Here is a 26,179-nt window from a genome sequence, read left to right as displayed (position 1 = left end):
CCGGGGGTAGTAGGCTAATAAAAAATTGACATTCTTATTTAGAATGTCAATTTTATTCTTATTTTTTATTCTTAATATTTTTTAAATATCGATAAACGCTAGGCTCTGATATTCTCAAATACTTTGCTACAAAAGGAACTGCACCTTTAATATTAAATATTCCTTTCTCAAACAGAACACGGATAGAATTTTCTTTTTGTCTTAATGTTAAGCTTTTATCTGAGTTTAGTAGAGTGAGATCTATATATTCAGACAAAATATCTTCGACTGAATTTTCAAGTTTTTCCTTACTAATTATTTCAGATTCCTCCATTTCTGCAAATGCAGAATCAATACCTAATAAATTAACAAAGGTTCCTAAATTTTCTAATTCAATTAGCTTACTTACCGTATCAACAAGCTCAGAAGTGTCATGATTAATACATAATATTCCTTCTAATTTATCACCGTTTTTTATAAAATAAGTTGAGCCTTTAATAAGTTTATTAGAGTCCCCCACAGCTTTATAATTAGAAACAAAATCTTTATCTAGATACACTTTCTCCTGTAACATATTTAATGCAAAAGAACTCAACGGTGCGGAAAGGTTTCTTCCGCTCACGTGATTATTGGCAATCGCTTCTATTGATGCCTTATTTTTATCAAAAGAATGAAAAACCACTTCATATTTAGGACCTAGTACATTTCCTAAAAAATGGGTTAATCCAATAAAATATTTCTTTTGTACATTATTCATAATATTGTGATTTATCCCCCTTTGTATTTTAATAAAAAGGCATATCCTAAAATATGCCTAAATAATGAAATAATTTACAGCTTAACTTCTAATTTTTCATAAGCCCGTTTTACTTTTTCCAATGCTCTTTCCACCGAAATATCACGAGCCAGTACCACGCCCAATCGGCGATGACCGTTTACTTCCGTTTTTCCAAACAAACGGATACTGGTGTGCGGTTCGGCAAGCAATTTATCAATGCCGCCAAATTGAACATTCTTTGATTGCCCCTCCACCACAATAGCTTTAGAAGCCGACGGGCTAATCAAGGTTATTTCGGGAATAGGTAACCCCAAAATGGCACGAGCGTGTAGGGCAAATTCGGATAATTCTTGTGAAATTAAGGTGACCATACCGGTATCATGCGGGCGTGGTGAAACTTCATTGAAAATCACCTCATCACCACAAACAAACATTTCTACTCCGAAAATGCCACGTCCGCCTAATGCACCAGTGATTTTTTCCGCAATAGCTTGTGCTTTTTGTAAAGCAATCTCTGACATTGCCTGCGGTTGCCAAGATTCGCGATAATCACCGTGCTCTTGGCGATGTCCGATTGGTGCAAGAAAACTCGTTCCATTGATATGACGAACAGTTAACAACGTGATTTCATAATCAAATTTAACAAAACCTTCTACAATGACACGCCCCGCTCCGGCACGCCCCCCTTCTTGCGCATAGTTCCACGCTTTTTGTAGATCGTCTTTTGATTTCAGAATACTTTGACCATGACCCGAAGAAGACATAATCGGTTTCACCACACAAGGAATACCAATTTTTTCCACCGCACTTTGAAAATCGGCAAAATTATCGACAAATTGATAAGGTGAAGTAGGTAAGCCTAATTCCTCGGAAGCCAAACAGCGAATTCCTTCCCTATTCATAGTGAGCTGCGTAGCTTTTGCCGTTGGGAGGACATTAAAACCGGCTTGTTCCAATTCCACTAAAGTTGACGTGGCAATCGCCTCCACCTCCGGCACAATATAATCGGGTTTTTCCTTTTCGACTAAAGCTTTCAGTGCATCACCGTCTAACATAGAAATCGTATAAGCACGGTGCGCCACTTGCTGTGCCGGTGCATTTTCGTAGCGATCTACAGCGATCACTTCCACACCTAAACGCTGTAATTCAATGACGACTTCTTTGCCTAATTCACCGGATCCCAACATCATCACTTTAGTTGCATTCGGGCTTAATGCAGTGCCAAGGGTTGTCATATTCTCTCCTTATTTTAGTAATGATTCGTCAAGGGTAAGATCGGAATTCTTATTCACACCAACCCCTCGAGCAATGATATTTTTGGCAATCTCGTGCGCTTCATCAAGAGAATGTTCAGTATAAGTGCCGCATTGGTAAATATTTAATTCCGGAATTGCCGCTTGATCTTTCACGTTTAAAATATCTTGCATCGCAGCCAACCATGCCTGCACCACCTGTTGCTCGCTCGGTGTACCGATTAATGACATATAAAAACCGGTACGACAACCCATTGGCGAAATATCAATAATTTCCACACTCTCACTATTCAAATGATCTCGCATAAAGCCGGCAAACAAATGCTCAAGGGTATGTATTCCTTTTGGCGGCAGAATTTCCTTATTTGGAATACAGAAACGTAAATCAAAAATTGTGATGTCATCGCCCTTTGGCGTTTGCATTGTTTTGGCAATACGCACGGCCGGTGCATTCATTTTGGTGTGATCCACTTTAAAACTATCAAGTAACGGCATAAACTTTTCCTATAAATCATTTAGTTGTAAATTTTCTTCAAGAAATTGTCAATTTTCTCAATTCCCTTTGAACTTTTCTGCAAAACCTTAGTCTTATAGAGTAAGCAACTTGCAGTTGTTTAATAAAATTGGTTCCTTAGGTTATTTGCCTTTCACTTGCTGAAGGGTATTTTTTTAGCATTTTATAATAAGAACGTAGTACTTAAAAACAATAACATCGTATAACGCGCCAATTTACCAAAAAAAATAAATAAACAGCTCGCTACAAAGTTTAGACGCAACCAGCCCGCAATAGCACAAAATAAATCGCCCACAACAGGTAACCAGCTCAATAATAATGCCACCGCACCATAACGTTGAAGTTTTTCTATTATCCATAAAGTGCGGTCATTTTTGCCTTCAAATTTAGGAAACCAACATCCAATCGCATAAGTCGTAAGACTTCCCAAGGCATTTCCCAATGTGGCAATAAAAATAAGCCCTAAGACATCCGTACTTAAGATTGGATTGAAGGTTAATTTAGGGATAACCAATGTCATAAACACGATTTCCGAATTACCGGGCAATACCGTAGCACTTAAAAAAGCACTGACGAACATCAACCACAATGCGTGATTCTGCCCAAAATCAGCCCAAAAACTAAAGGAAAACCAATCCATAACTAGGCATCCGGCTGATAAGTCCGAATATAATATTCACGATCCTGTTTGGTAATTTCACGCACGATCCGGCAAGGGTTGCCAAAGGCAAGCACGTTATTCGGCAGATCTTTACTAACGACACTGCCCGCGCCGATGACGACATTATCTCCGATAGTTACTCCCGGCAAAATTACTACATTACCACCAACCCAAACACTATTGCCTATGGTGATAGGCTTTGCCTGTTCCCAGCCAATATTACGCAATTCCGCATCTAAAGTATGTCCCACCGTATAAAGGCTAACATTGGGTGCGAATATCACATCGTCACCAATGGTAATTCCGCCGTTATCTAACATCACACAATGGTAATTAGCAAAAAAATTTTTTCCGACTTTAATATTTACCCCATAATCACAATGAAAAGGTTCATTAATGGACGTAGTTTCATCGGCTTGAGCAAACAATTTTCTGATCAAGTTATTTTGCGTTTCCTCATCATTCGGTGAAGTGCAGTTAAACTCAAACAAAATTTCCCTTGCACGTTGGCGCATCACGGTTAATTCGGATTTTATAGGCAAGTGAGCCAAACCCACCATCATTTTTTCATATTCCGTCATTATTTATGCCTTAATGATTTGATGAGAACGTACATCAAATACGTCCATTCCTGCGTTCAGTCCCGCCTGGATGCCTAAATCCGCATCTTCAAATACAATGCAATTTATCGGATTTACGCCAGTTAATTCCGCACAACGTAAAAACGTTTCCGGATGCGGTTTGTGTTCTTTTACATCATCGGCACTGACAATAACATTAAAATAAGGCGCAATGGCAAGTTTATTCATTAACATATCGATCAAATGGCGGTGAGAACCGGAACCGAGCGAAATCGGTTTTTTGCGATAATAGTGTCGAACAACTTCAAAGGTGGGAAGCAATTTGGATTCAGTGGGGATAAGTCGATAGGAAAGCGCCCGTTTCGCCTCAATCACCTCATCAAGATGGCGTTGTGGCATACCGGCTTTTTCCATAATCGCCGAAGCAATGGTTCGCACCGTAGCTCCGCCTAGCTGATACATAATTCGGCTGTCAAAATCGTAGCCGAATTGTTCGCCTACCATTCCCCAAGCTCGGGCATGTACCGGCATTGTATCAATCAATGTACCATCCATATCAAAAATCAACCCTTCATAACGGTCGAAAAGTGCATTGTCTATCATCTTTATTTCTTAATTCCTTATGAGATTTATGAATTTGTTACAGATTTGTGATCTCTGTACTGTTTTCTTTATACAAAGTGCGGTAGATTATGAGGATGATTTTAGTGGAACGGGAGAAAAAATGCGACTGCTTGATCAACTTGAGCGTTGGAAATTACGCGGGCAAATTAATCAACCGATTATTGAAATCGTACTCCAACTGCGTGATCGCCTCAAAAACCACTGGAAAGCGGACGTTAACACCGCATTAGTCAATATGTTGTTATTCCATATCGCCTGTAGCTTAGGCCGTATAGAACGCGGCGGCTGTGTTTCTCCACTCTACCGGGAAATATTTGAAGAAATTCAATGTGCGACTATTTTACCTCAGGTTTTGGCAATTCATGAGGATCTCCTTTCTTTCATACCTTTTGAGATTCCTCACGCAGAACAAACTTATTTTTTGGCAAATGTTTATTCGTTGCTACTGGAGCAAGAACAAATTTACCACGCTCCAATCTCCGATTAATTAAATACCAACCCTAATCCCAATTCTTTCAATCCGTTACTTTCTTGTCTAAGCTCATTCCAAATCAACGGGTTGCGATCAAGGTAACCTTGCTCAAATCCCAACATCCAATCTTTAAAAGTGCGGTTGGTTTTGAGAGTGATTTTTTGAGTTTTTTCTGTGGCTTGACGTGATTTATTTAAGATTACGGCAAGGCGCAACAATCGTATTAACGCCAGCACATCCTGTTCATCATAGCGGGAAAATTTCACCAAATCCGTCATTTTTAATATGCCGATATGCAGACGAACAAGCAACACAAGTAAGCGCTGCTGTTCACGATCAAATCCCGGTAATTTCATATTTTGCAGAATATAGGCGGAATGTTTTTGCATACTTTTATGATTAATCACAATACCGACCTCATGTAAGCGTGCCGCCCAAAGCAACAAATCCCTCATTTCTTCTACAAGTTCCGGCTTGACCCACCCGGTATATTGATGTGCCAACAAATTTACACTACCGGCTATGCGATGCGCTTGGTCAGTATCAATATCAAATTGTTCCGTTAATCCCCACGCCGTACGCGCACGAATATCCGCTACTTGGAAATTTTTCTCAAGATTATACATTACCCCTTCACGCAATGCGCCGTCAGAATAACGCATCTGCTCAATATGGAACACATCAAATATTGCATTTAAAATAGCCAATCCCGGTACAAATACATCCACTCGCTCCGGGTTCAATCCAACAATATTTAGTTCATTAAAATGTTTTGCACGTAAAGTTTGTTCGATTAAATCCGCTAAATGAGCTTTCGTAATAATCCCGTTTGGATCAAAGGTAGTTGCAATGACTTGATGTACCGCTTTTATCGTACCGGACGAACCCAATACGGATTGCCAACCGAGATTGCGGTATTCCCAGCCTAAATCTTCAATTTTATTCATTGCATTTTGATAAGCTTTTTCAAAATTTTCTTTGGAAATTTCGCCGTTTTTGAAATATTTTGAAGCAAAACTAACACAACCCATATGACGGCTTTCCACCACAATCGGGGTAAAATCATCTCCAATGATCATTTCGGTTGAACCGCCGCCAATATCAATCACTAATTTTCTGCCTCTTTCCGGCTGGGTATGGCACACGCCGGCATAAATAGTTTTAGCTTCGGTTTGTCCACTGATAATATTTATCGGATAAGGAAATACTTTTGCTGCCTGACGTAAAAATTCATCGTTATTGATCGCTCTTCGTAACGTGTAAGTGCCCACTACACTCACATCTTCCGAGGCAAAACCTTGCAAACGTTCGGCAAAAAGCGCCAAACAATCTACACCGCGGGTAATCGCCTCTTGATTTAACACGCCGTTTTCATCTAACCCTTCAGCCAATTTCACTTTTTGTTTTAAACGTGACAACACCTGAATCGAGCCGTTCATAATGCGTGCCACAATCATATGAAAACTGTTTGAACCGAGATCAATGGCAGCAATTTCCCGCACATTAACACGGGAATAGGGTAGTGTATCTTGTTCTATCAGTATTTTGTTATTCATAAAAATGATTCCTAAAATTCAAATTGATAAAGTAAATCGAAAACTTGGTTTGTACTGGAAACAGATTGAAAATAAAGCTGTGGCAGTAAACGATAACGCAGGGTAATTTCGGCTAAACCATCAAATAAACCTACCCCATATTTTACCTGTAAACGTTTACCGATATTACCGCTTACTTGTACTTTAGAGCTATCGCCCACTCCGGCAGTACCCAAGTTTAAATCTTGAATGCCAAAGGCTTCGCCAATACCTCCCACAAGTTTACCACTCTTCGCTAATCCCATACCAAGCAATGCGGCTCCCACGGAGCCGCCGCTTCCTGCTTGTCCGCTGTCTTCCAAAGAACGCCCGGTTAATAAGTAGGAAAGCGCCTGATCTTGCGGTTTACTGGGATTTGAAAATATCGTAACTTCCGGATTGGTTGCAACGCCCACCACTTTTACACCGGCGGTAATATTACTATCCTCCATGGCTTCCGGATTACGGATTGCCTCAATATTTAACATAGGTTGTGAAGGTAAACCCGCAAAATTAATTTGCCCTTTGCGAATAAGCAAATCTTGTCCAAAAGAAGCGTAACGTCCGTTTTTCAAATCTATTTGACCGAACAATCCCAGCCGCCCTTTTTCTTGTTTCACAGAAAGCAAGCCTTCCAAATTGGATTTGAAACCATAGGCATCAAAATGTACATCGTTACCGATTTTGATTTTCAGATCAGAACGAATTTCCATACCCGATTTGGTGGTTGAGGCAAATTCACGGTTAATTAATTCCTCTTTACTCTTATACGGTCCGTTTAAAATGACTTCATCTTCGCTTACCGGTTCTGCATTATCCGGCAAAGCATCTACTTTAATTCTCGCCCATGGTATATTCACATTTCCCGATAATTCCAATAATTTCGGCGTAGCTCTTGCCACTACATTGGTAGAAAGGCGGAATTTACCCATAGAAGGCAGATCGAGCTTAAAATTCTCCGTTTCCGCCCGCACTTCCGTATTCCAATTGGCTAAATTTGCCCAATTTGCACGCCCCATCATTGTTAAACGTCCTTCCGACGTTTGCACATTACCTTGCAGAGTTGAGCTAGTGCCGTTAAAACGAATGGCAATATCACCTTTTGTTACCTCAAAGGGTAACATTTTCAGCTTGGTGGTCAGATTCCGAACATCAAAATAACCGTTCAATAATGGTTTTTCAAGATATCCCGCCAAAGTCAATGTTGAAACAATTTCACCGTTAATGTTTTCACCATGACTGAATAGCTGGTTTACCAATGCTAAATTCAAACGTTCAATATTGAGAGTTCCGCCAAGATAACGCGCCCCGCTTAAATCATTCAATTTTAAAGTGGTATGAATACGGCCTTGATTTTGTACATTAATGTCGGATTTTAAGGTCAAATTATTATTTTGAATATCTGCATTGAGTGACAATTTAGGCACATTTAATTTAAAAGTGCGATAATCCAACTTTTGCGTAATACCAAGGTTATCACCGTTTAATGCAACGTTTAAAACGAACGGCTTATCAGCAAACCATGCGACTTTTCCCTCGCTGCGAAGCTGCCCCTTTAAGTTATCTTGTTTAGTCAGTTTATTCACTAAATCCAAGTTAATACGTTTTACATTAAATGGAATTTCACCATTTACGCCGGCAGTAAAGGGCTGTGGAAAACACAAATCCACATCCGTATTTATCCAACAATGCGCCCCGACCGAGACTTGGACTTTTTTATTGTTATAAGTAACGGGAATAGACTGATTCGATTTTACTTCGCCAATCGGCGTATCAACTTTTACCTGGCTTAAACTACCTTGCCATTGTTGCGAAGTGCGGTCAAAATTTCCGGAGATTTGTAAATTCGCCGCAGCGGGTTCACCCTGAGACGCTAAAACTAATTTATGATTTTTTTCATCGCCGGAAAGCGTTAAATCGACTGAACGCATTGCCACCGCATCGCCATAGCGAATATTACCGCCTTTCACCGTCAAATCTCCTTTCAGCAGCGGAGAACTCGAAATATTGCCTTTAATTGCCGCATTGGTAATACTTAGGGTTTGCCAGTGGAGGTTTTGCGTATTGAGATCAATCGCCACATTCGGTTCACTCAACCTGCCTTTTATTGCGGCCTTCCCAACCACAGCCCCCGCCAAATCGCCATACACCCCTCGTAAATTAGGCGCATTAATCTCCAAGACTAAATCCGATTGCTCACTTAACGAACCTTTAGCGTGAAGCCGATTATCGCCATAATTTAACAAGAGATTAGGGGTATTGAATAATATTTTATCATTTAAGATCAGGTTGCCTTTCAAACTTAGCGGACGGTTAGAAAGTGTACCGTTTACATCCAACGTAGGAATATCCACGTGCCAACCAGCGCTCCCCATAGCACCCGATGTTGCTAATGTACCAGATAACACCGCCGGCATTGCGGGAACGTAAGGACGGATATTCATTTTATTTAGATCCGTATCCATGTCCCATTTTACGCCCTGTTTCCAATTTACCGAACCGCTTAATTTCGCTGAGCCGCCAAGCGCGGCAAGATCTAGTTGATTGATATTTACCTCGTACAATTTGCCCTCGGCATCAAGGGTTAAACGGGTAGGTGGAATATGTTCCATTCCTTCGATTTTACCCTCAAGTTCCGCATGATAATTCAGCAAATCACCGCTCAATTTCAATGCCGCATCATTCAATTTAAGTGGCGGCAATCCTTCTGCAAAAGCATATTGCCCGTTAGAGACTTTCAGGCTGAGATTCAACGGCATTTTGTCTTCAGCCAATTTTACTTCACCCTTTAATTCCGCATTTACTATGCCTTTTGTATTAAGAAAAAGTGCGGTCGTTTTTTTCAATAATCCGGAAAGTAAAAATTGCACATCACTTTTAGGCAGGATTTCTTTTCCTTTGGATTGAATAGCTTTCAATTCGGAAGTTAGGGTCAAATTCACAGGAAAATCGCCATTAAGTTGTAATGAACCCTGTGAATTAACATTGCCTAACGAACTTTCTAAGGCGAATTTCTTAAGTTGAACATTATGACCTGTGGCATCAGCCTGTAGGATGACGGAAGGCAGGGTAATGCGTTGCAATTCTTCCGATTGTTCGTTTTGAGAGAGATACTGCCAATCTTTCGCCACAAGGCTTGGAATATGAATATCAAAGGGTAAATTGACTTCATTTAAATTGCCTAAAAATGCCGGTGTCAGATTTTGCTCAATCCGCTCCCAATCCACCGGTAGGTTATTTTTCGGTTCAGCCGTTTTTTCCGTTTGATTGAATTGAATACTTTTAACCTTAAGCGTATCAAGTTCGGTCGGTGCTAAAGTCAAACCCGATTCATTATTTAAACTGACCGCACTTTGAAAACGATCAAGGGCAATATGGGTTTGATCAAGTTGAAAACGAAGGGCTTCTACCGTTATATTTTTCACATCAAGACTGATCGGTAAATTCAATTTTTCCAGCTTGCTATTTTCAGTCTGCCGAGGGGCTGAGGGCGGTAATTTTGATGTGTCGATTAAAATATTAGGGGATTTGACAGAAATATCTTCTACACAAATTTTGCGAGAAAGTAAGCAACTAAAGTCGAGTTGTAGGCGAGCTTGGGGAATTTGGTTATCAATACCAGCCGTTTGATAACGCACATTTTGCAAAATTAAACCTTGTTGAAGCCCCCCTTCAATATGTTCGATTGAAAGATCATCAAGCAGTTTATCCGCCAGTTGAATAAGGCTCCGTTGCCCAGCATCAAAAGAAAGCATTCCCACAAGGGCAAAAACAGGTGCAAAAACGACCGCACTTCCTAAACAAATAGCTTTACGTAAACAACATTTTTTCTTTTTTGACATCGTTTTAGGCGGCGTTCCTTCCGTTTGTTTTATTTCTTGTTCCAACATAATTTAACCTAAATTTCTGTACCTAAGCCGATATAGAATTGAATATTTTTACTGTTGTCTTTGTCGCGAATCGGCGTTGCAATATCAAATTTGATTGCTCCCACCGGCGATGCCCAACGCACGCCCACACCAACACCATAGCGTAATGCTTCATTGCTAAAATTATTTGCCGCAAGCCCTGTATCTACAAAGGTTGCTCCCCACCAAGCAGGATAAACTTGGTATTGATACTCAAAGGATCCGGCGAGCAAACGGGAACCACCCACAAGTTTGTTCTTATGATCTTTCGGTGAGATTTTTTTATAACCGTACCCCCTCACGCTACGATCCCCTCCGGCAAAAAAACGTAATGTCGGCGGGATCTTATTAATATCTTTGGTATGTAAATAACCTATTTCGGCACGAGTAATAATACGGTGATTTTCCGCATAAGTACGAATCCAACCCGTTGAGGCTTGCACTTTATAAAAGCTCACATCGGAAAGTAGTCCTTTGTAGGCCACATCAACGGTAATTTTCTGCGAATCACCCCATGTCGGAAATATTCCGCCACGTAAACGGGTGCGATTAAATCCGCCGGTCGGATAAACTAAAAGGGTTTTATCATCAATATCCGCTTGAGTAAATTTATCATAACGGGCACGCACACCAGCAAAATATTGCCAACCTTCGTTATTATTCCAATAACGCAACCCTGCCAAAGTGATAGCCGTGGTTTTGGTATCATTTTTATCCTCATTTTCCAAACCGCCGGAAAATTCGTAATAATAATTTAATGGATTTTTTAACAGCGGAATTTTATAAGATGCCTCAAGGGTTTGCTTCGGAGAAGAAACATAAAGATTGGTTCGAAAGCTATGCCCACGATTATTAATCCAAGGTTTTGTCCAACCGATTTGTAAATGCGGCCCGGTGTCCGTAGCGAACCCTACACCAAGTTCCACGGCATTTTTTTTACGCGGATTCAACAATACTTCTAAATTAACCACTTTATTTTGTTCATCCACATGCGGTTGTAACAAAACAGAAGCAAACCAGCCGGTAGAGGAAAAATCATTGGTTAATCCGGAAAGTTGGTTTAATAAATAAGGATCACCGCGCTGGATCTTTAACATATTCTGTAAATAATCGTCACGAATCTGTGAACGACTAAATTTAATCTCGCCATAATGATAGCGTACACCACTGTCAAACAGTATTCGCCACCAAGCTTGATGGGTTTCCGGGCTGATTTCTAAACGGGAAACGGTAAATTTTCCATCTAAATAACCACGCGCAAGGGCAAGGGTAGAAATACTACTTTTATAATCATCGTATTTTTGATGTTCAACCAATTCTCCCTCTTTGGGCAAATTTTTACGTAATACCTGAAAACTCTTGTCTTGCACCGCTTCGCCCTCAATTTTAACATCCGTACCCGCAATTCTGCTTGGCTCTCCCGGTTTGACATAAGCGATCAATAAATCACGTCCGTTTTTACGCTTTTTTAATTCAAAGGAGACAGAAGAGTCATAATAACCAAATACTCGCAAACCTTTATCCACAGCTTCCGTAACAAGTTGTTTATAACGGTCGGAACCATCCATTTCTTCTTTATTGATCAGCTCAACATTGAGTTCGGTATTGCGAATTGCACGTTCACCCCGAATACCGCGAATTTCAATATCTACCGTTTGTTCCGCAAATACGGAGAATGTCGAAAAACATAATAAAAGTGCGGTCAATTTAAGAAGATATTTTTTCATTTTTAATTCACTAAGTATTATAAAAATAAGAATTAACTGCGTTAGTTTACCTTAAAGTTAAAGGGTTTGAAGATTTTTTACAAAAAATTTAATTACTTAAATAAGATATAAAAAATGCGGTTAAAATCAACCGCACTTTTCTTTTAGTTACCAGAAAACCGCACTTCATGCACAATTCGCTTGGCAGTAGCAATAGGTAATTGTCCAATAAAGGTTATTTCTTTGTCGCCGACCACCTCGCTATACAGAGTATATTCGCCTTGTTTCCACGCTTGATCGGGATTTAACTGTTGCCCTTCCGCCTTTGTGACATATAACGTGAAAGTAAACAATCCATCACTAAATAAAGTGCTGTCAATCGTTTCTCCGTCAAATAAATCCTGACTGTGGCGAATACTTTCAAACCCTTTCGGCAACCAGCTTGGTTTCCAGTTTAGCGAAGAAACCGCATTTTGTGTTTCATTTAATAACGGTGGCATGGAAACCTTATTTAAATATTCAGTTAATCCTTTCAAGCGATCATCAATATAAAGGGTGACTACACGAAACTGATCAAGTAATTTACCATCTCTGTCAAGCATATCGCCACGCAACAATAAACCGTTTTCTTCATCGACAAAAACCAAATATTGGTAGCGAAAATCATCTTTCGGCACAATACGGACAATATCTACAAAACGTCCGGCAACGCGGCTTTTTCCTAAGGGGATAAAATCATAGTTTTCCGCTAATTTATTAAAATTACTACGAATCACCGCCGGTAAAGCATCAACAATACTTCCGCTATTCAATGTAAAAGCCCGTGAATTCAATTGGAAATAGCTCACTAAATTATCACGCTGAATTATTTCCTGCTGCTCGCCGTCCAATGTGACAAGCTGTGCATAAGTTTTGTTATCCTGTTTAATATGTCGATAACGGAAAGAATCCATATTAGAAGGCGATGTTTGCACAAAGGCAATTTCGTAATTAAGATTATTCACCGCATTCGCCATTTTTTCCAACGTTCTCTTTGCTGAAAGTTCTTCTGCAGAAACACAAAAGCTAAATAAAGATATAAGCAAAAGTGCGATTAATTTGAAGGTGCTTTTTTTCATAAATTCTTTACAATTCATAAAAAAATTCACCATGCCATCGCAGAGATTGGTGGTGAATTTATTTTTTTATTTAATAATTATTTTGCTTGATTAGTACCGATATTGAATGTATCGGCATGCATACGACGCTGTAATTCATAGTTTTGTAACATTGCCCCGATACGCCGATTTTTTTGTTCCACTTGGTCAGCTGTTGCAACATCTTTAGTCGGGGCGTTATAGCTGACTTCTTGGACCGCATTATTAAATGGTAATGTTTGTAAAACCGGGGTGTCTGGCGCATTATTTACATCGTTTTTTGCATTAAACGACTGTACGCCAAGCACCGCCACTAGACATACACCGGCAGCTACGGCAATTTGTGCCATTGGCGCAAAAAAAGACTTAAATTTGCGCATAAACGGCAAACCTTGTGTTTCTTCAGGTGTTGGTTGTGATTGAGTGATTCCAACTCTTTCGATTTCTTCACGTTCAATTAAATCGGCCATTTTTGCGGTAAAATCAGCCCCTAAAATGACCGCACTTTCTTTACGCATGACTGCACGAGCCACATGATACGTTGCCCAAGACTGGCGTAAAGATTCGTTTTTACACAATTCCTCTGTGAATGCTGCATCCACTTGCTCGCCATCCATATAGGCTGAAAGTAACTCTTTTTGCATTTTAAACTCCGACTTCATTAACGTTGCATAAGCGGTTGTATTTTGTTTTCGATAATTTCACGCGCACGGAAAATTCGAGAACGCACAGTGCCTACGGGACAGTTCATAATTTCTGCGATATCTTCATAGCTTAATCCTTCTAATTCACGAAGAGTAATCGCGCTCTTTAAATCTTCCGGCATACCATTAATCGTATCAAATACAATTTTTTCCAGTTCGTCGGATAGCATTTCATTTTCCGGGGTATCCACATCACGAAGATGAGTTCCCACATCATAATTTTCGGCATCATCTGCTAAAATATCTTCGCTTGGAGGGCGACGCCCCTGTGCCGTTAAGTAATTTTTCGCCGTATTAACGGCAATTCTGTATAGCCAAGTGTAGAACGCACTATCTCCCCGGAAAGATTCAATGGAACGATAGGCTTTTATAAAAGATTCCTGTACAACATCAGGAATATCATTACGCGAAATGTAGCGGGTAAGTAATCCGGCTATTTTATTTTGATAACGCGAAACTAATAAATTAAAGGCTTTTTTATCGCCTTGTTGTACTCTTTCTACCAAAGCTTGATCGGTTAGCTGTTCAGCCATATTTCTCCTAATGCTATGCCTAACACACCTTAATACTCAAGACATCAAGCTCTCACCTGCTGTATCTGACATAAGCGAATTAAAAAAGTTCAAAGGTTAAAAAATAAATTTAACCGGTGATGGGCATTTTTTGTATGGTTTGAATATATTCAACCATATTTTGTAACTCAATATCCTCAGATTTGCCACGGTTAAAAAACCAAGAGAAAAGCTGTAAATCCGTGGAGGCAAGTAATCGAATAAAAATATCTTTTTGGTCATCCGAGAGTTGATCAAAATAATGTTTGTAGAACGGCATAATAATTTTATCAAGTTCCAACATTCCCCGACGACAATCCCATTCAATGCGAAGTTTATTATATTTTTCCATACAGCCCCCTATTTATAAAAGAGCGGTTAAATTTTTCAACATTTTAAAAATAGCTGAAAAACTAACCGCACTTTAGGTTGATTATTCGGTTGTCGCTTTTGGTTTAATTACTGCATAAATTACACCGGTAACTAAAGCTCCGGCTGCAATTGCCGCTAAATAACGAACCGGTTCGGAAACAAACGGAATCACAAATAAACCGCCATGTGGCGCTTGTAATGTAATGTCTGAAGCCATTGAAATCGCACCGGCCGTTGCCCCACCGACAACAGAACTGATAATCACACGAATCGGATCCGCCGCTACAAACGGCAATGCCCCTTCCGAAATAAAACATAATCCTAATATAAAAGAGGCTTTCCCCGCATCCCGTTGGTTAGCTGTAAATTTATTACGAGCAATCCAAGTTGCAATCGCCATACCGATTGGCGGTACCATGCCTGCTGCCATCGCCGCAGCCATTGGGGTATAAACTTGTGAGGCGATCATGCCCACTGAGAAAGTATAAGCCGCTTTATTTACCGGCCCGCCCATATCAATACACATCATGGCACCGATTAACGTTCCCAATACGATTGCGTTTACTTCCCCCATGGATTTTAACCATTCAGTCAAAGCATTCATCACTTGTGAAACAGGCGGATTGATAACATAGATCATCGCCAAGCCGACAATTAATGAACCTAAGAGCGGTAGAATTAAAATCGGTTTCAGCGAAGTTAAACTCACCGGCAACTTAATGGCTGCATTAAGCCCTTTTACCACATAACCGGCAACAATACCGGCAACAATACCGCCTAAAATCCCGGCTCCGGCAGTACTAGCAAGCATACCGCCAATCAACCCCACAGCAAGTCCCGGACGGTCGGCGATAGAAAATGCCACATAACCGGCAAATACTGCAATCATTAAAGCGAATGCTGCACCGCCGCCAATATCCATTAAAGCTTTTGGTAAACCGTGAAAAACAGTTTCATCTTTAAAAGCTTCAATACCAAACATAAATGAAATAGCGATCAGCAACCCACCAGCTACCACCAACGGTAACATATGCGACACACCCGTCATCAAATGTTTGTAAACGCCTTTTTTCTCGCCGTTTTCCTCGGTGTTTGCCGCTTTGCTGCTAACACCTTCAAACACCTTGGCTTCTTTAAAGGCTTTATCAAATTCTTGTGCCGTTTTCTTCAACGCTAAACCGGTAGAAGTACGATACATAGGTTTGCCTTTAAATTTGTCTAACGGCACATCAATATCTGCCGCCACAAAAACAAGATCGGCAGCAGCTACTTCTTCCGGCGTAATTTCATTGCCTGCGCCCACCTGACCTCGGGTTTCCACTTTTACCTTCCAACCTTGTTTTTTCGCATAAGCTTCAATAGCCTCTGCGGACATAAAAGTATGCGCTACGCCCGTTGGACAGGCGGTAACGGCAACAATATTTTTTACCTTGGAAACACCGTTAAAACTAACCGCACTTTCCGGTGCAACATAATCCACCGCTTGAGTTTGTGCGTTTGTAAGGATTGTTTCCGGTGCATTCATTGCACTTTCTTCGCTAACAAGTAAGACTTTTTTGCCTACCAAAGCAGAATTATTTGGCAATTTTGATCCCACAATGAGAACAATATCCGCCTCTGCAAGGTTTTCTACCAACGATATATCTTCTGCTTTCTGTGCCGCTGCACGAAATACCTCACGCAATAAATAGGCTTTTGCGCTACCTATATTATCTGATTGGGTTAAAAATAACTTCATTCTATTATCCTTCAATCACAGTAATTTTTACTTGGTTTAAAATCGGCTTCAATAAGGCTGGATCACTTACGCCCACATTACTTTGTGATACCGCAAAAGCGGAAACCGCACTAGCAAATGCAAGGGTTTCTGCTTTAGCGAATCCTTGCGCAAAGCCATAAATTAAGCCGGCGACCATTGAATCTCCTGCGCCTACGGTGCTTACCACATTTTCACATTTTGGCGGTTGGGCTTTTATAATGCCTTCATGATTGATCCACAATGAACCTTCCGCCCCCATAGAAATGATGACATTTTCAATGCCTTGATTGCTTAATTGCTGTGCGGCACTAATAATTTCTTCCTCAGTATTAAGTGAATGGCCAATCCAAGCCTCTAATTCACGATGATTCGGTTTTACCAACCAAGGGTGAGCTTTCAAACCGGCAGTCAGTGCCGCATTGCTACTATCTAATACCACTTTTACACCGGATTGATGGAGTTGGTTTAACCAATCGGCAAATAATTCCGGCGTAACCCCTCTCGGTAAACTACCGCATACCGCCACGATGTCATAATCAAGGCAATAAGCCAAAGTATCTGCGGCAAATTGCTGCCAAGATTGCGGGCTGATTTCATAACCAAGAAAATTTAAATCCGTTACATCGGCTTCGGTTTCCGTAATTTTTACATTAATACGGGTTTTACCGGTAACGCGGTGAAATTTATCTTCCAAGTTTTTCTTTTTGAACATTTGTTCAAAATCACCGGCGTTGTCTTCCCCTAAAAATCCGCCAACGGCAACTTCTACCCCCAAATCATTCAACACATTTGCTACATTAATACCTTTACCGGCAGGAAAAAGCCCTAGTGTTTCCACTGTATTGACTTCACCCAATTCAATGCGTGGCAAACGACCGACTAAATCGTAGGCGGTATTTAATGTAATGGTTGCAACTTTTGCCATCGTTATTCCCCTTTTCCTTCGCCAAGACCGGATTCAATAGCAAGACGAATACCCTCGATGGCTTCTTTTGCCTGTTCGCCGGTTGCCACAAAGCGTAAACGGGAGCCTTTCACTACGCCCAATGCAACAATTTTCATTAAACTTTTTGCGCTGACCAACTGGGAATCGCGATCCAAATTTTGTACGGCAACGGAAGCGTTGTATTTTTTCACTTCATTAACTAATACGGCACTTGGGCGAGCATGTAAACCATGTTCATTGTGGATAACAAATACCGCTTCAATGGCATCGGAAGGTAAATCCTTATCTTCCGTTACAGTCGGTGTGGAGGTTTGTTGGCCTACAATCTCGATAACATCCGGTTCTGCCGGCGGTACCGCTGAAACATTTTCACCCAGTCCTTCGGCAATCACTTTACCAAGAGATTCAATCGCTTGTTTGGCATCGTCACCTTCCGCCACAAAACGCAAACGATGACCTTGTGTCACACCAAGTGCAACAATTTTCATCAGGCTTTTTGCGCTCACCGGTTCGCTACCGCGAGTAATATTTTGCACGGTGATTTTTGCCGCAAATTTTTTCACTTCATTGACTAATACGGCACTTGGACGAGCGTGTAAACCATGTTCGTTGCGAATAGTAAATATCCCCATTACCGCATTAGCAACTTCTGTATTTTGTGCTTGCGTTGAAGTGGAAAGCGCTGCATTTCCGCCTAAAAGTGCAGTCAAAATACTGGAAGAATTTCCTTCTAATAAAGCGGTTTGTACATTTTCCTCTAACAAACGGGTTAATACCTGATTAATAGCCTCATTGACGACAGAAACGGTAATAACGCCTTTCACCGGTTTTCCATTATGGTTAAAAATCGTTTTTGCCCGGCTAAATGCCAAGGCATTTTTCACATTGCCGGAAACCGCATCAGTGACCCATAAGCCTTTACCTAAAGGTAAAGCGGCATTGCCAATCACTTCAGAAACAAAGCTATTTTCTACCGCACTTTGCGCTTGTAGTTGACCGGCATTCATTGCCACCAAAGTGAGTAAACTTTGCGTCTCAATATCTAAGCGAATATTTTCTTCGGGAATCGTAAAATTCTCGCTTGTTTCACCCATTAAAACGGCACGGAACTGTACGACATCCGTTAATGTGGCTAATTTTGCTGCAACCTCTTCATCACCAAGTACATGGGTTAATTGGCGTAATAACGCCAAGTGTTCATCGGAACGTGCGGCAATACCAATCACAACGTAGGCAATATTGCCTTCCCCCCATTCTATCCCTTGAGGAAATTGAAAGACTTGCACGCCGGTTTTTTTCACCATATCGCGTGTTTCCAATGTGCCGTGAGGAATCGCAATACCGTTTCCTAAAAAAGTGGAAGTTTGCTGCTCACGCGCTAACATTGCTTGTAGATATCCCTGTTCTACATTGCCAGCATTTTCCAATGCATTCGCCACCATCTCAATGGTTTGTTGTTTGGTTTCTGCAATGGCATTTAAATGAATGTTGCTTTCCGAAAGTTCTAACATTCTTACTCCTTAGTCTAAGATTTAGAAAAAGAAAAACTGTTGATAGCATTACCCTAGCAACAGTTTTATTTATTATTTAGATGTACAAATTCTTAACAATTCATCGCTGCCCTTTGCGATGTATTCATCATTTTCGCCACGCGCTTTACCTTTCTTCAAATCACGCATTGCGTCATAAATTCCCTGAGTAATACTTGGTGAATCTAATTTATTCCAGCAAGCTTGGCTTAAACGATTGAAATTATTTTGTAAGGCTTCGGCGTGCAAGACACCGCTATAATAAGCATAAACATCGGAATCATGCCCGCCACTGTAAAGTTTGTCTTGGATTTGCTTAATCGGCACTAAAATACGCCCTAAATACCAGTCATTAGCACCACTGGCAAAATTGTCTACATAGAAATCTTCATTTACACGACCTTTATATGTCGCCACTGTTGCCTCATAAGCCGCAGCATAAGATTTTTGATCAATCTTGTCTTCATCCAAATTAATCACTTTTTTGTCACTATCCATAAAAGGAATATAAGACGTCATTGAGGAACAAGCTGCTAAACTAATGGAAAACAATAATATAGAGATTTTTTTTAACATAATGATTATTCCTATTTCAACTTAAAAATAAATCGCCGCCATTATACTGACTGCGGGGGATTAAGCAAGAAAGCGGGGCTACTCGCTCTCTTTAACCAGTGACACTAAAATTTGATCGATTTTAAAATTTTCCGTATCAATCACTTCAAACTTATACTTGCCATAAATGACAAAATCAGTCTTTTTCGGGATTTTGCGTAACATATACATCATAAAACCACTGATTGTTTCATAATTTTCTTCATCAGGGAAAGATTCTATATCCAATACCCGCATCACATCTTCAAGAGGTGTTGCACCGTCAATCAGCCAAGAATTTTCATCTCGACTAACAATTTGCTCTTCCTCATTGGACACCAATTCCCCCATTACGATACTCATGACATCATTAAGCGTTACAATGCCCACCACCAACGCATACTCATTGACGATAATGGCAAAATCTTCACCGGTTGATTTGAATAATTCCAATACTTCATAAAGCGAGAGAGTATCCGGCACAAATAAGGCTTTGCGTAATAATTTAGGATCAGTCAATGACACGTTCGCATTTTGCAAATACATGGTCAACAAAGTATGGGATTCCACATAGCCTAAAATTCTGTCCAAACTATTGTCACAAATAACAATTTTGGAATGAGAATCGCGGGAAAGGGTATCCACCACTTCTTGACGGCTAAAAGTGCGGTCTAAATACACGATATTTTCACGTGTCGTCATAGTGGAAGTGACCGTGCGTTCTTGCATATCAAAAATATTTTCAATCAGATAATGCTGTTGGGTTTTTAGTAAGCCGGCTTCAGCGCCCGCCTCAACTACCGCCACAATATCTTCCGGTGTCATATTGTCATCACGCAACGTTGAGATGCCAAAAATTTTGAAAAGTAAATTTGACATCCCATCAAACACCCAGACGATAGGTTTTAATAAGAAAATAAACACCTGCATAATGCCGACCGTACGCAATGCAACCGCTTCCGGGTTAATCAAGGCAAGGCGTTTAGGCATTAAATCAGCTAAAAGAATGAAAGAGCAGGTAACAAGCAAAAAGGCCATCCAAGATGAAGCGGGTTCAACCCAAGTATCCCGAATATGTCCGTTTAAAAACTGTTGTAAATGAATACTAAGGTTCGCCTCACCAATCATCCCCCCTAATACTGCAACCATATTTAAGCCAATTTGCACGACGGTGATAAAACGTCCGGGCTGCTCTTGTAGTTTCAATACCTGTTCGGCTTTAAGATTGCCTTCATTTGCCATATTTTGCAATTTAATGCGGCGGGCTCCGGCAAGAGAAATTTCCGCTGATGAAACAATGGCACTGATAATAATTAACACGATTATGACTAAAATCGCTGCAAATAAACTCATAGTTCTCTCGTTAACTGAATAAATCGATTTGATAATTTTGATAAAAAGTGCGGTCAAAACCACCGCACTTTCAAGGAAATGAAAACCTAATTTTCGCTGTCAAACCAGCCACGGATAAATTGAATGGAAAGAAATAATGTCACTAACAAGAAAGCATAAAATATCCAAGATAAAATAGGATAATTTGGTGTAACATCACCACTGATTTCTTTCACGGAAACAGCATTACGAAACTCATCAAACATGGTTAAACGCCAACCGTAATATTTGATTTGAACCAGTTTATTTTCATTTCCCATAGCTTGGGCTTCGGCCTGTAAATTGGCCGAACCGAATTTAAAATAGAAAGGAAAACCCCAACGGGTATCTTCGTTACGGTAAACCATAATTTTACCGTCATCATTCTGTGTATTAATATAGTATACATCACGCGTCGGGCCGTCTGCCGGATTGGATTTGGTAATCGGTCCGTCTTTATCAACGCGTTTTACTTCTACCCCCGTTACCCGAGTCACATCGTAATGAGGAAATACATAATTCACCACGGAAAACATAAAACCGTGGAACGTAAACACCACTAAAAATAAAAAATATTTGAAAAATTTACGCATAACCTTTTCTCTCTTTCATATTGAGCATTTATTGTACATCAATTTTAAATAAACGTTCGAAATTTTGTGTTGTAATTTGGGCGAATTCTTCTAGAGAAACTCCTTTTAATGTAGCCACGTACTCACATACTTCGCGAGTATAGGCAGGTTGATTTTCTTTCCCACGATATGGCACGGGCGCAAGATAAGGCGAATCCGTTTCCACCAACAAACGATCCGTTGGCACATAACGAATCGCTTCACGAATAGCTTCCGCATTTTTAAAAGTAATAATACCGGAACAAGAAATATAAAAACCCAAATCTAATGCTTTTTTCGCAAAATCCAAAGTTTCGGTAAAACAATGAATTACACCGCCGCACTTTTCTGCCTGATGTTTACGGAGCATAGAAATTGTGTCATCACCGGCTGAACGGGTGTGAATAATCACGGGCTTATTAAGTTGGTTTGCGATGTCAATTTGGCTGGCAAAAATATCTTGCTGTGCCATTTTACTATCCGCACTGTAATAATAATCCAGTCCGATTTCACCAATGGCAATGACTTTTTTATCTTGCGCTAAGCGAAATAAACGTCCTGCATCGTAGGGTTCTTCTTCAAAATCTAACGGGTGCACGCCACACGCCAGTGAAATATTTTCAAATGGGTTTAATAAGTCATAAGCCTTTTCAAATCGGCTTAATGTTACCCCAATGGCGAGTATATGTTTCACATCCTGTTTTTGTGCTTTTTCCACTACATCGGCAATATTTTTGTGTAAATTTTCATAATCCAGTGCATCTAAATGGCAGTGGGAATCAACGATAAACATAAATTATTTTTCCTTTATTTTTTATTTTTAGTGAGGAATACACCCTCTATCACGTTTCAAAGACATTCGTGATAAGTTTAGTCAATCCGTCTAACAATATTAATTCTACGTTCACACCGTTAATTGAAAGTAAATCCGACCGCACTTTTTGCATAATCCGGATTGATTGCAATAAATCCAAAACAGTTTGTTCATCACTAAATTGTTCGATTCCTCTGGCTAAATCCATCGTTTGGCAATGGCCGACTATTTCAAGTTTGTACTTTAAGCTGTCGGAAAGAAAGGCTAAAATCCAATCCAATTGTTGAATATAACGTTCCTTGTCAAATAATGGAAGAATCTCCAGAGGAGAACGACGACGGTAAAAAAGCCAAAACTGACGAAGAAAATTTTTTCGTTGCTCAATTAAGCCTTGCTGCAAAGTTTCCAATGCAAGTAAAGGACGGCCTAAATTCATGGCAAGTGCGGTTAATATTTCATTTGTTTTCGCCGCTATTTGATTTTGTAACCAATCCTTCGCCATTTGTTCGTTCGGTATAGGCAGATTCCATACTTGACAACGGCTGTAAATTGTCGCTAACAAACTAACAGAACTATCTACCAATAACAAAAAATAGGTGTTCGGACGGGGTTCTTCCAACGTTTTAAGCAAAGCATTAGCGGCAGCTTCCGTTAAGCATTCAGCCCCTTGCACATAGACGATTTTATTGCCATTTTGTTGGGCATGTTGGACGACAATTTCGTTAATTTCACGCACTTGATCAACGCCAATATTTTTCCCATCGACAGAATACAGTTCATGATAATCCGGATGGCTGTTCGCTTGCATTAAATGACAAGCATGGCATTGTCCGCAAGGTTCATTATCTTTCGGATTCATACACATAATGCGACGAGAAAGCATATCAAAGAGATGTTCTACGCCCAGCCCCTGATCGGCTTTAATAAGTATCGCATGATGTCCTAAACCTTCGGAAAAAGTTTGGGCAATTTTTATATAGGTAGGCGCAAGCCAAGGATAAAGAGCGGTCATTTTTCGTTATGTTTCCACCAATTTTTCACCGCATTTGTAATATTGGCCTGTACTTGTTCAATATCTTGCGCCGCATTGATGATAACCGCTTTCGGATTATCTTTCACCAATTCCAAATAACGGGTACGAGTGCGATGGAAAAAATCAAGATTCATTTGTTCAATACGATCCAATTCGCCACGTCCACGGGCTCGAGCCAAACCCAATACGGGATCAATATCTAGATAAATAGTAAGATCCGGTTCAAAATTACCTAAAACCGCCTCTTTTAAGATTTTCATAAAATGAGGATCTAACCGACGTCCACCACCTTGATAGGCCTGTGATGACATATCGTGACGATCCCCTACAACCCATTTTCCTTCGGCAAGGGCCGGTTTAATTACATTTTCCACTAATTGAATCCGAGCGGCATAAAGCATCAGTAATTCGGCTTTGTCTGTAACCGGTTCTTCCGTTTCATGTTTGATAAGTTGACGTAATTTTTCAGCTAAAGGCGTACCACCCGGTTCACGGGTAAATACTACATTATGAATGCCTAATTCATTCAATATCTTTACTACTGACTGATGTGCCGTGCTTTTTCCTGCGCCTTCCAACCCTTCAATAACAATAAATTTCCCACTCATATTATTTTCCATTTTTCTGGCTACGATACCAACGTAAATATTGCTGAACCGCTTTATTATGCTCATTTAAATTACGACTGAATTTATGGCCACCACTTCCATCTGCGACAAAATAGTAAAAATCGGTTTTTTCAGGATGCGCTACCGCCTGTAAAGCGCTTTCGCTCACCATTGCAATTGGGGTTGGCGGCAATCCGTCAATCACATAAGTATTATATTCCGTAGGTGTTTCTAAATCTTTTTTACGGATATTTCCCTGATAATTTTCACCCATACCGTAAATTACCGTGGGATCCGTTTGCAATTTCATTTTTGTATTGAGGCGATTAATAAATACAGAAGCCACCTTAGCACGTTCTTCCGCAATACTGGTTTCTTTTTCTACGATAGAAGCTAACACTAACATCTCATGAGGGTTTGCTAATGGAAGATTTTCATCGCGTTCATTCCAAGCTTTATCTAAGATTTTTTTTAAACGTTCCGCCGAACGTTGGAGCAATTCTAAATCCGTTGAGTTTGGCGTGTAACTGTAGGTATCGGGACATAACCAACCATCAAGATTTTTATATTCGTGAATATTTTTTACAAAATTCGGAATTTCAAGTAAATCGAAAATTTCTTGATTGCTTTTACCTTTTAAAGTTTGCTTTAAGTGCGGTGCTTTTTCGAGGTTTTTTCGCCACTCTTTAAAAGTTTTTCCTTCGATGAATTGTACGTTAAATTGAGCTTCTTTTCCGGAATTCAGCAGAATTAATAGATCTTGTATAGTTTTGATACCGCTTAAAGAGTAAGTTCCGGCTTTGATTTTGTTTAGTTCGGGCTTTAATTTCAACAAGTAAGGAAGAAAAACTGCATTCTTCACTAATTTTTCCTGCTCAAAAAGCGTAGCTAATTTTTGCCCTGTCGTACCACGTTTAACAGTTAAAAGTTGATCGGCTCTCACATTTACTGTTTCTTGTTGAAAATCGTTTAATTTCTTATAAGTCCAAAAACCACCGGCAATAATAATCAAAAGAAGAATAAATAAGCTAGTAAAAAATTTTTTCATAGAATCAAAACAATGGAACAAAAACAATAAAAGGGGCAAAACGCCCCTCTCATACAAAATGCAAACTTATTGGTTAAAATATTGAATATTGGCAGTTTTACGCAGGACTTTTACCCAATCTTTCGTCGCATATTTTAACTGGCTGTTTACAATTTGTTCGTAAGCTTTTTGACGGTACGCCTCTTCGGTTTTATCAGCATCACGTGTACCGGTAACTTCTAAAATATGCCAGCCAAATTCTGATTTAAAAGGTGCGGAAATGCTACCTTGTTTAGCCGTTTGTACAGCTTTAGCAAAAGGCCCTACATAGGTTTCGGGAAAGGCATAACCCAAACTTCCACCATTAGCCCCGGATAAATAATCTTTAGAATATTTTAGTGCGGCATCGGCGAAAGTTGTTTTGCCGGAAATGATATCCGCACGAATTTTTTGAAGTTCCTCTTTTGCCTGTGCATCATTCAACATTGGATTAAGTTTTAAAAGGATATGACGAACTTCGTATTCTTTACCTGTTACTTTTTGCTCAGAGCCATTAGCTCTTGCATCTTTTAACATTTTTTTGCCTAATTCATTCACTTCTTCACGGGTTACTTGTACGCTGTTACTAATTGCGTGATCACGCACGCCGGACATCATCATTTGATTCGCAATTTGCTGACGAAAAGCTTTCAGAGAAATGCCTTGATAATCCAATGCATCTAAAAATTGCCCATAGGTTAAACCATTTCGTTCAGCAATATTATCTACAATGCGATCAATTTCACGAGGGTTTATTTTTACACCGGATTCTTGAATAGCTTTTTGTACCAAAATATCATCTATGACTTTATCTAATGCTGCTTGGTAATTACCTTTTTTCCCCATTGCCGCACGCACCTGACTTTCTAGAACAGGAACGCCATCTACTGTTGCCACAACTCGCTCTTCTGCATAAACAGAGGAAAATGAAAGTGCACCTAACATGACAATAAAAAGAGATTTTAATACTGTTTTTTTCATATTTATTTTTCTTCAAAATAAGCCGACGACGCTGGTTAGAGTATCAATTTTAAA

General features: G+C 39.9%; 25 protein-coding genes. 1 reads left to right on the top strand and 24 read right to left on the bottom strand.

Translation table 11 applies throughout. The features are described from left to right. Window positions 1-58 precede the first annotated feature (58 nt). From BKL51_RS04320 to BKL51_RS04295, 6 genes are all read right to left on the bottom strand, one after another. Complete coding sequence (locus BKL51_RS04320; RefSeq protein ID WP_077465510.1) at window positions 59-736, bottom strand: transcriptional regulator; 678 nt, start codon at window positions 734-736, stop codon at window positions 59-61. Window positions 737-810: 74 nt separating this feature from the next. After that, entirely contained in the window at window positions 811-1,992 is a 1,182-nt protein-coding gene (purT, locus tag BKL51_RS04315; RefSeq protein ID WP_077465509.1) for a formate-dependent phosphoribosylglycinamide formyltransferase, read from the bottom strand. 9 nt (window positions 1,993-2,001) lie between these two features. Continuing rightward, entirely contained in the window at window positions 2,002-2,505 is a 504-nt protein-coding gene (luxS, locus tag BKL51_RS04310) for an S-ribosylhomocysteine lyase (protein WP_077465508.1), read from the bottom strand. 182 nt (window positions 2,506-2,687) lie between these two features. Next, window positions 2,688-3,164: a YqaA family protein gene (locus BKL51_RS04305; protein ID WP_077465507.1), complete on the bottom strand. Its 477-nt coding sequence runs from the start codon at window positions 3,162-3,164 to the stop codon at window positions 2,688-2,690. 2 nt (window positions 3,165-3,166) lie between these two features. Continuing rightward, window positions 3,167-3,769 (bottom strand): sugar O-acetyltransferase, encoded by a 603-nt coding sequence (locus BKL51_RS04300; protein WP_077465506.1) that lies wholly within the window; start codon window positions 3,767-3,769, stop codon window positions 3,167-3,169. Further along, complete coding sequence (locus BKL51_RS04295) at window positions 3,770-4,369, bottom strand: beta-phosphoglucomutase family hydrolase (protein ID WP_077465505.1); 600 nt, start codon at window positions 4,367-4,369, stop codon at window positions 3,770-3,772. It abuts the gene before it with no gap. A 121-nt stretch (window positions 4,370-4,490) separates the two neighbouring features. Here BKL51_RS04295 and BKL51_RS04290 point away from each other — a divergent pair, with 121 nt between their 5' ends. Continuing rightward, window positions 4,491-4,877 carry a hypothetical protein gene (locus tag BKL51_RS04290; protein WP_077465514.1) on the top strand — a complete coding sequence of 129 codons (387 nt, stop codon included), beginning with the start codon at window positions 4,491-4,493 and terminating at the stop codon, window positions 4,875-4,877. On the opposite strand, the gene ppx is transcribed toward BKL51_RS04290, so the two are convergent. The 18 genes from ppx to BKL51_RS04200 form a co-directional block, all read right to left on the bottom strand. Then, the gene (gene ppx, locus BKL51_RS04285; protein ID WP_077465504.1) at window positions 4,874-6,418 is read right to left on the bottom strand and encodes an exopolyphosphatase; all 1,545 of its coding nucleotides are present in this window, start codon (window positions 6,416-6,418) and stop codon (window positions 4,874-4,876) included. The genes BKL51_RS04290 and ppx overlap by 4 nt on opposite strands. Before the next feature lie 11 nt (window positions 6,419-6,429). After that, the gene (locus tag BKL51_RS04280) at window positions 6,430-10,323 is read right to left on the bottom strand and encodes a translocation/assembly module TamB domain-containing protein (protein ID WP_077465513.1); all 3,894 of its coding nucleotides are present in this window, start codon (window positions 10,321-10,323) and stop codon (window positions 6,430-6,432) included. Between the two features lie 11 nt (window positions 10,324-10,334). Then, window positions 10,335-12,071 carry an autotransporter assembly complex family protein gene (locus tag BKL51_RS04275; protein WP_077465503.1) on the bottom strand — a complete coding sequence of 579 codons (1,737 nt, stop codon included), beginning with the start codon at window positions 12,069-12,071 and terminating at the stop codon, window positions 10,335-10,337. A gap of 143 nt (window positions 12,072-12,214) precedes the next feature. Then, a complete protein-coding gene (gene rseB, locus BKL51_RS04270) occupies window positions 12,215-13,168 on the bottom strand; it encodes a sigma-E factor regulatory protein RseB (protein WP_077465512.1) in 954 nt (317 codons plus the stop codon). 77 nt (window positions 13,169-13,245) lie between these two features. Continuing rightward, window positions 13,246-13,830: a sigma-E factor negative regulatory protein gene (locus tag BKL51_RS04265; RefSeq protein WP_077465502.1), complete on the bottom strand. Its 585-nt coding sequence runs from the start codon at window positions 13,828-13,830 to the stop codon at window positions 13,246-13,248. Between the two features lie 17 nt (window positions 13,831-13,847). Continuing rightward, on the bottom strand, window positions 13,848-14,423 hold the full coding sequence (gene rpoE / locus BKL51_RS04260) for an RNA polymerase sigma factor RpoE (RefSeq protein WP_077465501.1): 576 nt from the start codon (window positions 14,421-14,423) through the stop codon (window positions 13,848-13,850). Between the two features lie 109 nt (window positions 14,424-14,532). Beyond that, window positions 14,533-14,793 (bottom strand): succinate dehydrogenase assembly factor 2, encoded by a 261-nt coding sequence (locus BKL51_RS04255; RefSeq protein ID WP_077465500.1) that lies wholly within the window; start codon window positions 14,791-14,793, stop codon window positions 14,533-14,535. Between the two features lie 81 nt (window positions 14,794-14,874). Then, complete coding sequence (locus BKL51_RS04250) at window positions 14,875-16,551, bottom strand: fructose-specific PTS transporter subunit EIIC (RefSeq protein WP_077465499.1); 1,677 nt, start codon at window positions 16,549-16,551, stop codon at window positions 14,875-14,877. Between the two features lie 4 nt (window positions 16,552-16,555). After that, complete coding sequence (fruK, locus tag BKL51_RS04245) at window positions 16,556-17,497, bottom strand: 1-phosphofructokinase (RefSeq protein ID WP_077465498.1); 942 nt, start codon at window positions 17,495-17,497, stop codon at window positions 16,556-16,558. A gap of 2 nt (window positions 17,498-17,499) precedes the next feature. Then, entirely contained in the window at window positions 17,500-19,029 is a 1,530-nt protein-coding gene (gene fruB, locus BKL51_RS04240) for a fused PTS fructose transporter subunit IIA/HPr protein (RefSeq protein ID WP_077465497.1), read from the bottom strand. Window positions 19,030-19,101: 72 nt separating this feature from the next. Beyond that, on the bottom strand, window positions 19,102-19,623 hold the full coding sequence (locus BKL51_RS04235) for a hypothetical protein (protein WP_077465496.1): 522 nt from the start codon (window positions 19,621-19,623) through the stop codon (window positions 19,102-19,104). 78 nt (window positions 19,624-19,701) lie between these two features. Further along, the gene (locus tag BKL51_RS04230) at window positions 19,702-20,994 is read right to left on the bottom strand and encodes a hemolysin family protein (protein WP_077465495.1); all 1,293 of its coding nucleotides are present in this window, start codon (window positions 20,992-20,994) and stop codon (window positions 19,702-19,704) included. An 86-nt stretch (window positions 20,995-21,080) separates the two neighbouring features. Further along, window positions 21,081-21,605, bottom strand: coding sequence for a DUF1523 family protein (locus BKL51_RS04225; RefSeq protein ID WP_077465494.1), 525 nt, complete (start codon window positions 21,603-21,605; stop codon window positions 21,081-21,083). A 28-nt stretch (window positions 21,606-21,633) separates the two neighbouring features. Next, a complete protein-coding gene (locus BKL51_RS04220; RefSeq protein WP_077465493.1) occupies window positions 21,634-22,416 on the bottom strand; it encodes a YchF/TatD family DNA exonuclease in 783 nt (260 codons plus the stop codon). A gap of 49 nt (window positions 22,417-22,465) precedes the next feature. Then, window positions 22,466-23,449 (bottom strand): DNA polymerase III subunit delta', encoded by a 984-nt coding sequence (locus BKL51_RS04215; RefSeq protein WP_077465492.1) that lies wholly within the window; start codon window positions 23,447-23,449, stop codon window positions 22,466-22,468. Beyond that, entirely contained in the window at window positions 23,446-24,078 is a 633-nt protein-coding gene (gene tmk, locus BKL51_RS04210) for a dTMP kinase (protein ID WP_077465491.1), read from the bottom strand. Before tmk ends, BKL51_RS04215 begins: the two co-directional genes overlap by 4 nt. A gap of 1 nt (window position 24,079) precedes the next feature. Next, on the bottom strand, window positions 24,080-25,126 hold the full coding sequence (mltG, locus tag BKL51_RS04205) for an endolytic transglycosylase MltG (protein WP_077465511.1): 1,047 nt from the start codon (window positions 25,124-25,126) through the stop codon (window positions 24,080-24,082). Window positions 25,127-25,192: 66 nt separating this feature from the next. Next, window positions 25,193-26,125, bottom strand: coding sequence for a peptidylprolyl isomerase (locus BKL51_RS04200; RefSeq protein ID WP_077465490.1), 933 nt, complete (start codon window positions 26,123-26,125; stop codon window positions 25,193-25,195). Window positions 26,126-26,179 lie beyond the last annotated feature (54 nt).

The sequence above is a fragment of the Rodentibacter sp. Ppn85 genome (assembly GCF_001999335.1).
Lineage (GTDB): Bacteria > Pseudomonadota > Gammaproteobacteria > Enterobacterales > Pasteurellaceae > Rodentibacter.
This window is presented reverse-complemented; position numbering and strand designations above follow the sequence as displayed.

Bases quoted from the DNA above. Each gene is read 5' to 3' on its own strand.
- BKL51_RS04320 (WP_077465510.1), bottom strand. From the start codon at position 736: ATGAATAATGTACAAAAGAAATATTTTATTGGATTAACCCATTTTTTA.
- purT (WP_077465509.1), bottom strand. From the start codon at position 1,992: ATGACAACCCTTGGCACTGCATTAAGCCCGAATGCAACTAAAGTGATG.
- luxS (WP_077465508.1), bottom strand. From the start codon at position 2,505: ATGCCGTTACTTGATAGTTTTAAAGTGGATCACACCAAAATGAATGCA.
- BKL51_RS04305 (WP_077465507.1), bottom strand. From the start codon at position 3,164: ATGGATTGGTTTTCCTTTAGTTTTTGGGCTGATTTTGGGCAGAATCAC.
- BKL51_RS04295 (WP_077465505.1), bottom strand. From the start codon at position 4,369: ATGATAGACAATGCACTTTTCGACCGTTATGAAGGGTTGATTTTTGAT.
- BKL51_RS04290 (WP_077465514.1), top strand. From the start codon at position 4,491: ATGCGACTGCTTGATCAACTTGAGCGTTGGAAATTACGCGGGCAAATT.
- ppx (WP_077465504.1), bottom strand. From the start codon at position 6,418: ATGAATAACAAAATACTGATAGAACAAGATACACTACCCTATTCCCGT.
- BKL51_RS04275 (WP_077465503.1), bottom strand. From the start codon at position 12,071: ATGAAAAAATATCTTCTTAAATTGACCGCACTTTTATTATGTTTTTCG.
- rseB (WP_077465512.1), bottom strand. From the start codon at position 13,168: ATGAAAAAAAGCACCTTCAAATTAATCGCACTTTTGCTTATATCTTTA.
- BKL51_RS04265 (WP_077465502.1), bottom strand. From the start codon at position 13,830: ATGCAAAAAGAGTTACTTTCAGCCTATATGGATGGCGAGCAAGTGGAT.
- rpoE (WP_077465501.1), bottom strand. From the start codon at position 14,423: ATGGCTGAACAGCTAACCGATCAAGCTTTGGTAGAAAGAGTACAACAA.
- BKL51_RS04255 (WP_077465500.1), bottom strand. From the start codon at position 14,793: ATGGAAAAATATAATAAACTTCGCATTGAATGGGATTGTCGTCGGGGA.
- BKL51_RS04250 (WP_077465499.1), bottom strand. From the start codon at position 16,551: ATGAAGTTATTTTTAACCCAATCAGATAATATAGGTAGCGCAAAAGCC.
- fruK (WP_077465498.1), bottom strand. From the start codon at position 17,497: ATGGCAAAAGTTGCAACCATTACATTAAATACCGCCTACGATTTAGTC.
- fruB (WP_077465497.1), bottom strand. From the start codon at position 19,029: ATGTTAGAACTTTCGGAAAGCAACATTCATTTAAATGCCATTGCAGAA.
- BKL51_RS04235 (WP_077465496.1), bottom strand. From the start codon at position 19,623: ATGTTAAAAAAAATCTCTATATTATTGTTTTCCATTAGTTTAGCAGCT.
- BKL51_RS04230 (WP_077465495.1), bottom strand. From the start codon at position 20,994: ATGAGTTTATTTGCAGCGATTTTAGTCATAATCGTGTTAATTATTATC.
- BKL51_RS04225 (WP_077465494.1), bottom strand. From the start codon at position 21,605: ATGCGTAAATTTTTCAAATATTTTTTATTTTTAGTGGTGTTTACGTTC.
- BKL51_RS04220 (WP_077465493.1), bottom strand. From the start codon at position 22,416: ATGTTTATCGTTGATTCCCACTGCCATTTAGATGCACTGGATTATGAA.
- BKL51_RS04215 (WP_077465492.1), bottom strand. From the start codon at position 23,449: ATGACCGCTCTTTATCCTTGGCTTGCGCCTACCTATATAAAAATTGCC.
- tmk (WP_077465491.1), bottom strand. From the start codon at position 24,078: ATGAGTGGGAAATTTATTGTTATTGAAGGGTTGGAAGGCGCAGGAAAA.
- mltG (WP_077465511.1), bottom strand. From the start codon at position 25,126: ATGAAAAAATTTTTTACTAGCTTATTTATTCTTCTTTTGATTATTATT.
- BKL51_RS04200 (WP_077465490.1), bottom strand. From the start codon at position 26,125: ATGAAAAAAACAGTATTAAAATCTCTTTTTATTGTCATGTTAGGTGCA.